A 14,044-nucleotide genomic window follows, 5' to 3' on the forward strand; every position below is an offset into this window, starting at 1 on the left:
GACTTCCTTCCTAAGAGAAACTGCCTTAGAGCAGGATCATCAGCACAATAGCAGCGGCCAGGCATGGCAGCGCATTGCGTTTGGATACTTCAATCGGATTGACCTTGGCAAGGCCGGCACAGATGATGGCAGCGCCAGCGACTGGCGACATGGAGCGGCCCATAGCACCGGCAATCTGGGCCAGTGAACCAAGATCCATGATGCTCATGCCGAACTGCTCAGCATATGGCGTTACAGCACCATTGAAGGCAAAGGCAGCGGCATCGCCCGAGCCGGAGATGACGGCGATGAAGAAGGGGCCAAATGTACCAGCGGCAGCAGCAATCGACTCTGAGCCTTTCATGAGATCGGTGAGCGCTCCCGTAAGGCCGATGGCTGTCATGCCTGTCGTGAATACGCTGGCGCAGACAATAAGGCCGATGACATCGCTATACGCACTGCCCATACCTTTGAAGAAATTGCGGCAGACTTCCTGCGCATCCGACCAGGTGACGATAAGGCCGAGCGCCACGCCGATAAGCATCGACAGCGGCACACTGATTTCCGGCAGCACAGCAACCTGTTTCGAGCCGAGGATCAACAGGAACAGCGGGACAATCGGAACGAGAGCACGCAGCGGATTGACCTTGAAGGTGCTCAGCTGCAGGTGCTCTTCGGCAGCGATTTTCTGCTGATATGCCTTGCTGCGTTCGGCAGAGGCGCCTTCGTGGAAGAAGAAGGCATAGGCCGTCATGACGGCGATGCAGGCAATCGATGCGGCAATCGATGCCGGGGTCTCATTGAGGATGACAGTCATCATATCGGTGCCGGCAAGGTCGGCTACGAATGGGTTATGGGCGTTGCCCGGGCTGATGGCACTGCCCCAGGTACCGGCAAGCACCGTGGCAGCAGCCATGGCAGGATGGACACCAGCTGCGATAAGTGTCGGGATCAGGATACTGCCGACGGCAGCCGAGCAGCCAGAAGCTGAGGGAATCGCGAGACTGATCCACCAGGTCAGCAGGAACGACAGCGGCACGAGCAGGGCGCGGCCGCGCTTGAGGATACCCGATATGGACTGGACGAGGTGCTGGTCGCACTGCGTGAGTTTCATGACATAGGAGAAACCCATGACCGTACAGATTGTCGGTACCAGCGAGTTATTGACCATGGCCTTCGTAAAGGCTTTCATGACATCTCCAGGCAAACCGCCAATCAGACACATGATGAGACCGGCGCTGAACAGCACCAGACGGGCTTCGTACTTTTTGACGATGAGTACGAAGGTGAGAATTACTAGAATACCTCCAGCAATCAACATGATAAAAACCTCCAAACAATAATAGTTTTTTGACAAGTCAATTATACATTAATAATATTTATCCAACAATACCACAGGATAATATCTATGCGCTTGATTCGTGGACATATGCTTGCGGGATTATGTAATAGTGTAATGCTGTTCTGCTTTTTCGGTTGCAATATCTTAGCCGTGATGCTAAAATAGAAAAGAATGATTTGATCGGATAAGCGTTATAAACTTTTTTTATTTTTTGTTCGGACGATAATTGCTTCATACGCAATAGGATATAAATTAAATAGTTGGAGGTGTATTTTTTGGCTAAAGGAGCACAAAAACTACAGATTATTCCTCTGGGTGGACTAGGGGAAATTGGTAAGAACATGACGGTTATTCGCGTGGATGACGAAATCCTCGTGATTGACTCGGGCCTGATGTTCCCGGAAGAGGATATGCTGGGTATCGATCTTGTTATCCCGGATATCAGCTACCTGCTGGAGAATCGTGAGAAAATCAAGGCGATTGTCCTGACGCATGGCCATGAGGATCACATCGGCGCGCTGCCGTATGTTCTCAAACAGATCAATGTACCGGTCTATGGTACGCGTTTGACGTTGGGCATCCTTGAGGGACGTCTCAAGGAAAATGGCGTTGATTCGAGTAATCTGCATTCCGTTATGCAGGGCGATATCATCAATGTCGGCTGCTTCAGCGTTGGTTTCATTCGTGTCAATCATTCAATTCCCGATGCTGTGGGACTGTCCATCAAGACGCCGGTCGGCATGATTGTCCATACGGGCGACTTCAAGCTTGACTACACGCCAATCGATGGCAAGATGACGGACTTCCGCCGTTTCTCGGATCTTGGCAACAAGGGTGTCCTGGTCATGATGGCGGATTCGACGAATTCCGAGCGCGCAGGCCATACGCCGAGCGAGAGCACGGTAGGTGCTTCGTTTGACAAGGCGTTCCACAATGCCCGCGGCCGCATCATCGTCGCGACCTTCTCCTCGAATGTCCATCGCATCCAGCAGGTCATCGATACGGCCGTGCGCTATAAGCGCCGGGTTGCCGTATTGGGCCGTAGCATGGTCAATGTCGTCAATATCTCGCTGGAGCTTGGCTATATCACATGCCCCGAGGGGACGCTCATCGATATCGATGAAATCAATAACTTCCGCGCAGAGCAGCTTGTCATCGTGACGACGGGCAGCCAGGGTGAGCCGATGTCGGCGCTGACGCGTATGGCGATGTCGGACCATCGCAAGGTCACGATTGCGCCGAACGATACGGTCATCATCTCGGCTACGCCGATCCCGGGCAACGAAAAGCTCGTTTCCAAGACGATCGACAATCTGCTGCGTCTGGGTGCGAACGTGGTCTATGGCCGCGATAAGGGCGTCCATGTATCGGGCCATGCGAGCCAGGAAGAGCTCAAGCTCATGCACAACCTCGTGCGGCCGAAGTTCTTCATTCCGGTCCATGGCGAGTATCATCATCTCGTCCAGCATGCCAAACTGGCGCAGGAGCTCGGTATGCCCAAAGACCATATCTTCATGGGTGAGAACGGTACGATCTTCGAGTTCACGCGCGACAAGGGTACGGTGGCTGGCAAGGTGACGGCTGGCATGGTCATGGTCGATGGCCTCGGCGTCGGCGATGTTGGCAACATCGTCCTGCGTGACCGCCGTCAGCTGTCCCAGGACGGCATCCTGATCGTCGTCGTTACGATGGATAAGGCCAGCAATACGGTTGTGGCCGGCCCTGACATCGTGTCGCGTGGCTTTGTCTATGTCCGTGAGTCCGAGGCTTTGATGGATGAGGCCAAAGCCCGTGTCGAGCAGGCCCTCGACCGCTGTGAGGACGAAGGCGTCAAGGAGTGGGCAGCTATCAAGTCCAATGTCCGCGATGCTCTGGGCCGTTATCTCTTCGAGAAGACGCGCCGCCGTCCGATGATCCTGCCGATCATCATGGAAATCTAAAGTATCTGCCGTAAGGCAGCTCGTGCATAAGAAAAGGCTGCGAGAAGATTACATTATCTTCTCGCAGCCTTTTTCGTATCTCGGGCGAAAGGCAGATCAAAGGTGGATATTGCGGCGCAGGACAGGCAGCAGGAGCAGCGCTGCGCCCGAGTTGATGAGTCCTTCGAGGAACAGGCCCGGAGCAGAGGCGAGGCCGGCGCTGAGACTGGCGTAGAGCAGGGCACCGAACAGCGTGTAGCCGGCGGTCATCCAGAGGCTGGCAAGCAGGAAGGCTATGGCTGTGCGCGGGATGCTGCTGTCCTTCCGTGCCAGTTTCAGGACAAGATAGCCCATGACGAATTTTATCAGCAGCGTCGGCAGGATCCAAAGGGCAAAGCCACCGAGCAGGTCAGAGAGGGCCGAGCCCAGGCAGGCGGCCAGGAGTGCCGGGCGGCTGGGCAGCAGCAGCACCAGCAGGAAGATGGCGGCATCGCCGAGGTGGGCATAGCCGAGGGGAATCGGGATGCGCGGCACGAAGGTCGCGAGGAAGACGACGGCCGTCATGACGGCTGCCAGGCAGAGCTCACGTGCACTCCAGTGTGTCTTTCCGGTGCGGATCGTTTGTACGGATATGGTGTTCATCGACATAAACTTCAACCTCTTTCTTGTAAATGGTATGGGTCTATTGTATACTGAATCTGGCTATGGTAAAAGAATCAAAGTAAAACAGAAAAACATGTCAGATAGAAGAGGATGAGAAGATTGTTGACCTATTCGTTTGAACAGGCGGGGGATAAGCCGCTCTATGAGTACCTCTATGCCTGCATCCGCGACGATATCCTGTCCGGGCGCTTGCGGGCAGGGGAAAAGCTGCCGTCGAAGCGGGCACTGGCACGGAATCTCGGTGTCAGCACGATCACCGTCGAAGGTGCTTATGGCCAGTTGACCGCTGAAGGTTATTGCCAGTCCGCGCCGCGGCGTGGTTTTTTCGTGACGAATGTCGCGCCCCAGGAGCAGGTGCCGCCGCCCCTCCCGCCTGCGCGGCAGGCCGTTGACCGGTCAACGGTCAGAAAAGAGTGGCTGGCAGATTTTTCGGCCAACAGCGTCCCGGCAAAACTCTTTCCGTTCGACCTGTGGACAAGGCTGCTGCGCAAGGTGGTGAACGAAGATGCCGATGCGCTGCTGGAGCGGTCGGCGTCCTTTGGCGTGCCACTCCTGCGGCAGGCGATCGCCGAGCACCTGCACAGTTTCCGGGGGCTTACGGTGCAGCCGGAGCAGATCGTCATCGGTGCGGGGACGGAGTACCTTTACAATCTGCTCGTGCAGTTTTTCGGCCGCGACCGGCGTTTCTGCGTGGAGAATCCCGGCTACGACCGCATCCGGCAGATCTATACGGCCAGTGGTGCTGACTGCGTGCTGGCTGACATGGATGCGCAGGGGGTGCGTCCGGCGGAATTGAACCGTCAGAAGGCGCAGATCCTGCATATCAGCCCTTCGCATCATTTCCCGACGGGGATCATCATGCCGGTGAGCCGCCGCTACGAGCTGCTGGGCTGGGCTGCGGCGGCACCGGACCGCTACATCATCGAGGATGACTATGACAGCGAATTCCGACTGACTGGCCGGCCCATCCCGACGATGATGGGCATCGATGTCAGCGACCGTGTCATCTACATGAACACCTTCTCGAAAAGCCTGACGCCGACCATCCGCATCAGCTACATGGTGCTGCCGAAGGAGCTTGTAGCGCCGTTTAGGGAAAAGCTCGGCTTCTACAGCTGCACCGTGTCGAATTTCGAGCAGTATACGCTGGCGCGCTTCATCCAGGATGGTTACTTTGAGAAGCACATCAACCGCATGCGCAATTTCTACCGCCGCAAGCGCGAACGCCTGCTGGCCCTGCTGAAAGCACCGGCGGCAGCAGGCAGGCTGACGATCATCGAGCACGGCTCGGGCCTGCACTTCCTGTTGCGGCTCGCGTTGAGCGAAAGCGATGCGGCCTTTGGGGCAAAGCTTGCGGCCCAAGGCATCCGCCTGCGTCCGCTGGCTGACTACTACGAGGGCAGCCCCGAGCACTGCCAGCACCTCTTCGTCCTCAACTACTCGGGGGTGACCGATGATGTACTCGAGGACGCAGTCCAGCGTTTGTTGCGGTGTGTGGAATGAATACAGGATATCCTGCGGCAGATCATCGCAAAGTTATCCTGGGCCTTTGGTATAATGATCCTTGCAGAGGGAATGCGAAGCATGGAGGAAAAATCTTTGCTTGCTATATGATCGTCTGGGGCTTGAGCCTTCTCCGATGGGGGAAGGCTTTTTGTGTTTGAAAAAAGACTGTGAAATAATATGCGCCATAGGTATTTCTACGCAGGAAACCCTTCGTCTGATGACGAATATTGCAACATAATATGGTTCTGCTCGGCAAATATCAGATTAAGTATGCCCAACGGGCTGAGACAGGGAGGTATAAGATGGATCTGAAAAAGAAGACAGTATTATTCCTGAACGTATGTATCGCGTTCGCATGCCTCTGCGTTGGTATCCTGGCCTACAAGAATGCCGATGATGCCTTTTCCGCTGTGTATATTGGCAAGGTATCTGATGATGCCAGGCATCTTAACATGCTGCTGGACAAACAATATCCGGGAAATTGGCAGATCAAAGATGGCAGGCTGTACAAGGGAGATATGCTCATGGAAGACTTGACAGACGGTATTGACGGCATTGCTGGTGATGATGCGATAACCATTTTCCGTGGCAATATGCGGGTTTCGACAACCATCAAACAAGAGGGCAGCCGCGCCGTGGGAACTCAGGCGGGAGACAAGGTGGTCGAGGCGGTAATCGGCCGGGGCGAGACCTTGGCCGTTGAGACCGACGTGCTTGGGGTGCCCTACTTTACTTGCTATTTGCCCATTGTTTCCGAGAGTGGAGAAAGAATTGGCATGTTCTTTGTCGGTGCACCCAGTGCGCCGGTAATCGAAGTCCAGCATCGTTTTGTCCGCAATATGATTCTTACGATTCTCGTGCTGGTGATGATTATGGGAGTCCTGGCAACTGGGATTATCACCAAGCAAATGATGCGCATCCTCGAAGTGCAAAAGACCTTAGCGGCGATTGCTAGCGGTGATTTGAGCGGTCGGGATATTGAACTGAAGGGAAACGATGAAATTTCAAAGCTTGGTCAGGATACCAATCGGATGAAGAAGGCAATGAAGGCTATCATGGAAAACATTGCTTCTTCTGCGGAGCAGGTGGCCGGTGGTGCCAAGAATATTTCTGATTCGAGTATGGTTCTTTCCCAAGGCGCCGCCCAGCAGGCGTCTTCCGTCGAAGAGCTGTCGGCATCCATTGCGGAGATTTCTTCCCAGACGAAAAGCAATGCCGAGAATGCTGAGCGGGCCAATAGTATTACCGTCGTTACCCGTACTAATGCGGAAGCTGGCAATGATGATATGATGCGCATGTTGCAGGCGATGGAAGCGATCAATGTATCCTCAGGCGATATTTCTAAGATAATCAAAGTGATTGACGAGATCGCTTTCCAGACAAATATCCTGGCCCTTAACGCCGCAGTAGAAGCTGCCCGGGCAGGCCAGCATGGCAAGGGCTTTGCAGTGGTGGCCGAGGAGGTCCGCAATCTTGCGGCACGCAGCGCCAAGGCTGCCAAAGAGACCACAGAGCTGATTGAAAATTCCATTGCCAAGGTCGACAATGGACAGGCGTCCGCGCACCAAGCGGCTGAGAAACTGAAGACCATTGTGGCTAATGTATCCGAGGTGGCAGATTTGGTGGAATCCATTGCAAAGGCCTCGAAGGAACAGAGCTTAGCCATTGAGCAGATTAATCAGGGGGTATTGCAGGTTTCCCAAGTGGTACAGGCCAATTCCGCTACCAGCGAAGAAAGCGCCTCGGCTAGTGAAGAATTAAGCCGTCAGGCGGAGCTCTTAAGCGATGAAGTGCGGAAGTTCAAGATTTGAGAAGGAATAAAGGACATAACATTTTAATCCAGTCTAAAATGAGCATAGACCGATACGGCTATGCTCATTTTGTGTTATACTAGTAGTCACTGATATGAGAACGAAGATTTAATGAAAGATTTAATATAGTGAGGAAGTGATTGCTAGATGGTCAGCAAGATACCCTTTTGTCATCTGCATACCCATACGGAATTCAGCCTGCTCGATGGTGCGAGCCGCATCAAGGAGCTGGTGTCGGCGACCAAAGAACTCGGGATGGATTCCCTCGCCATCACCGATCATGGCGTCATGTTCGGCGTCATCGATTTCTATAAAGAATGCAAGAAACAGGAGATAAAGCCAATCATCGGCTGCGAGGTGTATCTGGCACCGGGGGACCGCAAGGATAGGCAGGAGATAAATGGTGTCAAGTATTACCATCTGATCCTGCTGGCGGAGAACCAGACGGGCTATAAGAATCTCGTGCAGCTTGTGTCGCTGGCCAACATCGAGGGCATGTATTACAAGCCGCGCATCGATAAGGAGCTTTTGCGCAAGTACCACGAGGGCATCATCTGCCTGTCGGCCTGCATCGCTGGTGAGATTCCGCGTGCCTTGATCCAGGACAACAAGGACAAGGCCGATGCCCTGGTGCAGGAGTACCTGGAGATTTTCGGCAAGGATAATTTCTTCCTGGAGATCCAGAACCATGGCCTGCCCGAGGAGCGCAAGGCCAATGCCGGCCTTATCGAGCTGGCCGAGAAATACGATATCGGGCTGGTCGCCACGAATGACTGCCACTATGTGAAGCGTGAGGACAGTGAGTTCCACGATGTGCTGCTCTGCATCCAGATGGGCAAGACCATCGACGATCCGGATCGCATGCGCTTCAACAGCGACGATTACTATGTGAAGTCGCCGACAGAGATGGCTGCGCTCTTCCCCGAGCATCCCGAGGCGCTGGCCAATACGGCCAAGATCGCTGCGCGCTGTCAGGTCGATTTTGAGTTCGGCAATATCCAGCTGCCGTATTATCCGATCCCGGCACCATATGCTGACGACGAGGCCTACCTGCGCGCCCTCTGCGAAGAGGCACTGCCCTCGCGCTATCCGGATGTCACGCCAGCTGTGCGGGAGCGGCTGGATTATGAGCTCGATATCATCCATCGCATGGGTTATGACAGCTACTTCCTGATTGTCTGGGATTTCATCAACCATTCGCGTGAGGTGGGCATCTCGGTGGGCCCGGGCCGTGGCTCGGCGGCAGGCAGTATCGTCGCTTATCTGCTCGGCATTACGAATCTCGATCCGCTCAAATACGATTTGCTGTTCGAGCGTTTCCTGAACCCGGACCGCGTGACGATGCCGGATATCGATATTGACTTCTGCTATATCCGCCGTGAGGAGGTCATCGACTACGTCAAGGAGCGGTATGGCTATGATCATGTGGCCCAGATCGTCACCTTCGGCACGATGGCGGCCAAGGGGGCAGTGCGCGATGTGGGCCGCGTGCTCAATATGCCCTATGCTCAGGTGGCCGATATCGCCAAGCTCATCCCCAATGAGCTCAAGATGACCCTCGATAAGGCCCTCAAGGAGTCCAAGGACCTGCATGTGCTCTATGAGGCCAATCCCGAGGTCAAGCGCTTGATTGACCTGGCCCGCAAGGTCGAGGGCCTGCCGCGTCATTCCTCGACCCATGCGGCCGGTGTCGTCATCGCGCGCAATCCGTTGACCGACTATCTGCCGGTGACGGTGTCCGATGGCACGCTGGTGACGGAGTTCGACAAGGACCACGTCGAGGAACTGGGCCTTTTGAAGATGGACTTTTTGGGCCTGCGCACGCTGACAGTCATCAGCGACACGCTGCAGAATATCGAGCAGACCCGCGGGGAGAAGGTCGACATCAATAAGATCCCGCTCGAAGATGAGCTCACGGCCAGGATGCTCTGCGAAGGGCGCACGGGGGCGGTGTTTCAGATGGAGTCGTCGGGCATGACCCAGCTTGTCAAGGACCTGGCCCCGAAGAACTTCGCGGACCTCATCCCGACGGTGGCACTCTACCGTCCGGGGCCGCTGGGCAGCGGCATGGTCGAGGACTTCATCAGCGGCCGCCATGGACGCAAGGAAGTCACCTATATGCATCCTTTGCTCGAGCCCATCCTCAAGGAGACCTTTGGCGTCGTGCTCTATCAGGAGCAGGTCATGCAGATCGTGCAGGTCCTCGCAGGGTTCTCCCTGGGTCAGGCAGACCTGCTGCGCCGTGCCATGGGCAAGAAAAAGCATGAGATCCTGATGGCGCAGAAGACGAACTTCCTGTCGGGCTGTGCGAAGAACCATATCGAGCCGGGGCTTGCCAATACGATCTTCGACCTGCTCACGCATTTTGCCGACTATGGTTTCAACAAGTCCCACAGTGCCGCCTATGCACTGGTCGCCTGGCAGACGGCATACCTCAAGGCCCATTATCCGGCTGAGTTCATGGCTGCGATGCTCACGAGCATCATGGATACGCAGAAGGTGCCGACCTATATCGAGCTTTGCAAGCGCATGGGCATCAAGATCCTGCCGCCGGATATCAATGCGAGCTCGGCCAATTTCAGCGTCGATGGCGAAGCTATCCGCTTTGGCCTGGCGGCTGTGCGCAATGTCGGCGATGCGGCTATCCAAGATATCACGGCGGCGCGCAGCCGTGATGGCGCGTTCAAGTCTCTGGTGGATTTCTGCAGCCGTGTCGATATGGGCAAGGTCAACAAGCGTGTCGTCGAAAGCCTGATCAAATGCGGCGCGTTCGATTCGTCGGGGGCCAAGCGCAGCCAGCTGGTGGCTGTGCTCGATGCCGCAGTCGGCGAGGCGCAGCGCCAGCAGAAAGATGCCCAGAACGGCCAGCTGGGCCTGTTCACGGAGGAGACGATGGGGGACGCTGGCGAGCTCCAGCCGCCCGATATCGAGGAGGCTCCCGAGGCCGAGCGGCTGGAGTGGGAGAAGGAGACGACGGGCTTCTACATCACGGGCCATCCGTTGGACCAGTTCCGGCGCAAGCTGGAGAACCTGCCGGGCATCGCGACCCTTGAGAAGGGGGCGGTCAAGGACAAGCAGCTCGTCCGCATTGGCGGGCTGCTGACGGAAACGAAGCGCATCACGACGAAAAAGGGCGATACGATGTGTTTTGCAACGCTGGAGGATTATACGGAGCGCATGGAAATCACGGTGTTCCCGCGCACCTTCTATGAGCATGCGAACCTGCTGGTACCGGATATGGCCGTGGTCATCCAGGGCAAGACGGATATTGGGGACGATGGGGTCAAGATCCTGGCCGATAAGGTATGGTCACTTACGGAATACCTGCCGGAATACTATCTTCGCCTGCCGGCGGATGCGGATACGGCAGACCTGCGGGAGAAGCTGAAAGCCATCCTGGCAGCGCATCATGGCCGGCAGGCTGTGTTTTTGCAAATGGGTGGCCGCTGGCAGAAACTCGGCGAATCATTCTGGCTCGATGACAGTGATGAGGTCTTGGCTGAGCTTACCGGGCTTTTGGGGGCAAAGGCCGTTAAGAAGCGTTGAGGGACGGTGTTGCCAAGCCTTTGGGCGAATGATAAAATAGAAAGGTATATCTTAACGGAATTGGAGTGTTTGTTTTTTGAGGAAATCGATCCAGAAGAGTGTGGCAATATGCCTGCTGGGAACAGGCATGTTTATGGGGATGCCGGGAATCGTTACGGCAGCTGGAAACGTAAAACCGGCAATCACAGCGGCGGATCTGGCGAAACTGCCAGATCCGTCGACGGTTGGCATCCGTGTCAAGGCTGGTGATGCACTGCCGAAACTTATGGCGCATTCAGCGGTACTGATTGAGGCCAAGACGGGCAAAGTCATTTATGAGCGCGAGAAAGATACGCGCCGTTATCCGGCCAGCACGACGAAGATCATGACCCTTATCGTTGCGCTGGAGCATAGCAAACCGGACGAGATCGTTACCGTCGGGCCGCGGGCCGTGGGGGCTGAGGGCTCGTCACTCAATCTGGCCGAAGGCGATAAGATCCCCATGAAGGAACTCCTGATGGGGATGATGATGCGGTCCGGCAACGATGCGACGATTGCCGTAGCCGAGCATGTGGCCGGTTCGATGACGGCCTTTGCGAAGATGATGAATGACAAGGCGCAGGAAATCGGTGCCACCGATACGCACTTTGTCAATTCGCATGGCCTGCCCGATGACAACCATTACACGACGGCACACGACCTGGCGCTCATCACGGCATATGGCTTCACGGTCCCGGGCTACGAGGAGATTGTCAGCACAGACCGGGCGGTATTCAACTGGTATAACGATACGTCCAAGGAAGTGATCAGCGAGAACAAGCTGCTCTGGCAGTACGAAGGCGGCAATGGCGGCAAGACAGGCTATACGCAGAAGGCTGGCCGCTGCGTCGTGTCGACGGCCAAGCGCGACGGCATCCAGCTGGTAGCCGTGGTGCTGGACAGCGACTTCATGTGGACGGACGCTTACTCGATGCTCGACTACGGTTTTTCCAAGGTCGAGCCGCTGCCAATCCTCAAGCGGGGCGAGGTCGCTGGCACTGTCGATGTGTCGACGGGGGCCAAGGGCGAGATCCAGGCGGTGGCTGCCCGCGATTCAGTGATCGGTTATGAGGCAGGCGCTAAGCCGAAGATCGAGAAGAAGCTCGATATGCCAGGCAGCATCGATGCGCCGGTCAAAAAGGGCGACGTAGTCGGCAAGATGATCTGCTATGCCGATGGCAAGGTCGTCGACCGCGTGGATTTGCTGGCAACGGAGGATGTGGCGTATCATTCCTGGTGGATGACCATCAAGGAATGGTGGGCAAGACTTACGAAAGGATTGTTCTGATGCAGGAACGGTTGCAGAAAATCATCAGCCAGGCGGGAGTAGCCTCCCGGCGGGCGGCAGAGAAAATGATTGCCGAGGGACGGGTCAAGGTCGACGGCAAGGTGGTGACGGAACTTGGCTGCAAGGTTGACCCCGCCACGGCGGATATCCGCGTGGACGGCAAGCGGGTATCCGCTGCCGAGCGGCATGTCTATTTCCTGCTCAACAAGCCCAAAGGCTATCTGTCGACGGCGCACGATGAGCGCGGCCGCCGCACGGTGCTTGACCTGCTGCCGGAGGTGACCGAGCGCGTCTATCCGGTGGGCCGTCTGGACAACAATACGGAGGGCTTGCTGCTGATCACGAACGACGGCACGCTGATGAATGGTTTGCTGCATCCGAAATATGAGGTCGAGAAGACCTACATTGTCCGCATCATGGGCGAGCCGGATGAGGTGACGCTCGACCGGCTGCGCCAGGGCATCCGACTGGAAGATGGCATGACTGCGCCTGCGAAGGTGCGGCTCCTGGAACAGGGCGGCGGCCAGAGCCGCGTGGAAATCGCCATCCATGAGGGTCGCAACCGGCAGGTGCGCCGCATGTTTGCCGCTATCGGCTGTGATGTCCGGGCACTTAAGCGCGTAAGATTCGCGGGGCTTACCCTGAAGGGTGTCAAACGCGGCCAATACCGCGAGCTGACACCAGCAGAGCTCCTGGCACTGTTCAGATTGGCGGGGATAAAACGATGAAACATATCTTAGTGGTAGGCGCGGGGCCAGCCGGTATGATGGCTGCCATCAAGGCCGCGGAAAACGGCGCCGAAGTGACACTGCTCGAAAAGATGAAGAAGCCAGGCCGCAAGATGATGATCACGGGCAAGGGCCGCTGCAACATCACGAATGCAGCGGATGTGCCCGAAATCATCCGCAACATCCATGGCAACGGGCGCTTCCTCAACAGTTCGATGCGGGCGTTCGACAACCAGGATGTCATATGCTTCTTTGAGGGCCAGGGCGTACCGACAAAAGTAGAGCGCGGCAATCGCGTGTTTCCGGTCAGTGACAAGGCCCAGGACGTCGTCGATGCCATGGTGCAGCGGATGCATGAGCTCGGTGTGACGATCGAGACGGAGGTGGCGGTCAAGGACCTGCTGACCCAGGAAGGCCGCATCGCCGGCGTGCGCACTCAGTCCGGGGCCATCTATAAGGCTGATGCGGTCATCGTCTGTGTCGGCGGTGCATCGTATCCGGGAACGGGCTCGACCGGTGATGGCTATGCGATGGCGGAAGCCGTCGGTCATACGACTGTCCCCGTGCGCCCTTCGCTGGTGCCACTGGTGACCGAGGAGGAATGGGTCAAGGACGTGCAGGGGCTGTCGCTGCGCAATGTGCGCGGCACGCTGCGTGTCGACGGCGAGAAGGTGCAGGAGATGTTCGGTGAGATGATGTTCACCCATTACGGCGTGACCGGGCCCATCATCCTTTCGATGAGCCGCATGGCCTCGGAGTATCTGGCCGATGACAGTCATTTCGTCGAACTGTCGCTGAACCTCAAGCCGGCACTGTCCCAGGAGAAACTCGATGCGCGCGTCCAGCGCGACTTCGAGAAGTATCAGCGCAAGCAGCTGGGCAATGCGCTGGTGGATCTTTTGCCGCATAAGCTTATCGCCCCTGTGCTCGACAGCGCATTCCTGGCGGCGGATAAGCCTGTGCATCAGATCACGCTGGAGGAGCGCCACCGTCTGGTGGAGACCCTGCAGGACCTGACCCTGGTCATTGCAGGTACTCGGCCGCTGGCTGAGGCGATAGTCACCGTTGGCGGCGTGTCGGTCAAGGAAATCAACCCGAAGACGATGGAGTCGAAACTCGTGCCGGGGCTTTACTTTGCCGGTGAGGTCACGGATGTCGATGCCTATACAGGCGGCTACAATTTGCAGGCGGCGTTCTCGATGGGGGCAGCTGCCGGCAACTGGAGCGTCTGGAACGACTGATGC

Annotated in this window: 9 protein-coding genes; 7 read left to right on the plus strand and 2 right to left on the minus strand. The window is 56.5% G+C overall.

The features are described from left to right. Positions 1-25: 25 nt before the first annotated feature. Complete coding sequence (gene dcuC / locus BM181_RS04510; RefSeq protein ID WP_075442618.1) at positions 26-1,300, minus strand: C4-dicarboxylate transporter DcuC; 1,275 nt, start codon at positions 1,298-1,300, stop codon at positions 26-28. Between the two features lie 362 nt (positions 1,301-1,662). Here dcuC and BM181_RS04515 point away from each other — a divergent pair, with 362 nt between their 5' ends. Further along, positions 1,663-3,261, plus strand: coding sequence for a ribonuclease J (locus BM181_RS04515; RefSeq protein WP_256211294.1), 1,599 nt, complete (start codon positions 1,663-1,665; stop codon positions 3,259-3,261). Between the two features lie 96 nt (positions 3,262-3,357). Here the strand turns inward: BM181_RS04515 and BM181_RS04520 are convergent, their stop codons facing one another. Next, positions 3,358-3,882: an ECF transporter S component gene (locus tag BM181_RS04520; protein WP_075442690.1), complete on the minus strand. Its 525-nt coding sequence runs from the start codon at positions 3,880-3,882 to the stop codon at positions 3,358-3,360. 111 nt (positions 3,883-3,993) lie between these two features. On the opposite strand from BM181_RS04520, the gene pdxR reads away from it, so the two are divergent. The 6 genes from pdxR (at position 3,994) to BM181_RS04550 (ending at position 14,041) form a co-directional block, all read left to right on the plus strand. Next, positions 3,994-5,406 (plus strand): MocR-like pyridoxine biosynthesis transcription factor PdxR, encoded by a 1,413-nt coding sequence (gene pdxR / locus BM181_RS04525; protein ID WP_256211297.1) that lies wholly within the window; start codon positions 3,994-3,996, stop codon positions 5,404-5,406. Between the two features lie 305 nt (positions 5,407-5,711). Further along, positions 5,712-7,220 (plus strand): methyl-accepting chemotaxis protein, encoded by a 1,509-nt coding sequence (locus tag BM181_RS04530; RefSeq protein ID WP_075442621.1) that lies wholly within the window; start codon positions 5,712-5,714, stop codon positions 7,218-7,220. A 147-nt stretch (positions 7,221-7,367) separates the two neighbouring features. Next, the gene (locus tag BM181_RS04535) at positions 7,368-10,766 is read left to right on the plus strand and encodes a DNA polymerase III subunit alpha (protein ID WP_256211298.1); all 3,399 of its coding nucleotides are present in this window, start codon (positions 7,368-7,370) and stop codon (positions 10,764-10,766) included. A gap of 76 nt (positions 10,767-10,842) precedes the next feature. After that, positions 10,843-12,072, plus strand: coding sequence for a D-alanyl-D-alanine carboxypeptidase family protein (locus BM181_RS04540; protein WP_082336165.1), 1,230 nt, complete (start codon positions 10,843-10,845; stop codon positions 12,070-12,072). Then, positions 12,072-12,800 (plus strand): pseudouridine synthase, encoded by a 729-nt coding sequence (locus BM181_RS04545; protein ID WP_075442622.1) that lies wholly within the window; start codon positions 12,072-12,074, stop codon positions 12,798-12,800. Before BM181_RS04540 ends, BM181_RS04545 begins: the two co-directional genes overlap by 1 nt. Further along, positions 12,797-14,041, plus strand: coding sequence for a BaiN/RdsA family NAD(P)/FAD-dependent oxidoreductase (locus BM181_RS04550; protein WP_075442623.1), 1,245 nt, complete (start codon positions 12,797-12,799; stop codon positions 14,039-14,041). The genes BM181_RS04545 and BM181_RS04550 overlap by 4 nt, the downstream gene beginning before the upstream one ends. Positions 14,042-14,044 lie beyond the last annotated feature (3 nt).

It is taken from the genome of Pseudoselenomonas ruminantium (assembly GCF_900113715.1).
Lineage (GTDB): Bacteria > Bacillota > Negativicutes > Selenomonadales > Selenomonadaceae > Selenomonas_A > Selenomonas_A caprae.

What these genes read in the sequence shown, in the direction of transcription:
- dcuC (WP_075442618.1), bottom strand. Translation starts at nt 1,300, where the DNA reads ATGTTGATTGCTGGAGGTATTCTAGTAATTCTCACCTTCGTACTCATC.
- BM181_RS04515 (WP_256211294.1), top strand. Translation starts at nt 1,663, where the DNA reads ATGACGGTTATTCGCGTGGATGACGAAATCCTCGTGATTGACTCGGGC.
- BM181_RS04520 (WP_075442690.1), bottom strand. Translation starts at nt 3,882, where the DNA reads ATGAACACCATATCCGTACAAACGATCCGCACCGGAAAGACACACTGG.
- pdxR (WP_256211297.1), top strand. Translation starts at nt 3,994, where the DNA reads ATGAGAAGATTGTTGACCTATTCGTTTGAACAGGCGGGGGATAAGCCG.
- BM181_RS04530 (WP_075442621.1), top strand. Translation starts at nt 5,712, where the DNA reads ATGGATCTGAAAAAGAAGACAGTATTATTCCTGAACGTATGTATCGCG.
- BM181_RS04535 (WP_256211298.1), top strand. Translation starts at nt 7,368, where the DNA reads ATGGTCAGCAAGATACCCTTTTGTCATCTGCATACCCATACGGAATTC.
- BM181_RS04545 (WP_075442622.1), top strand. Translation starts at nt 12,072, where the DNA reads ATGCAGGAACGGTTGCAGAAAATCATCAGCCAGGCGGGAGTAGCCTCC.
- BM181_RS04550 (WP_075442623.1), top strand. Translation starts at nt 12,797, where the DNA reads ATGAAACATATCTTAGTGGTAGGCGCGGGGCCAGCCGGTATGATGGCT.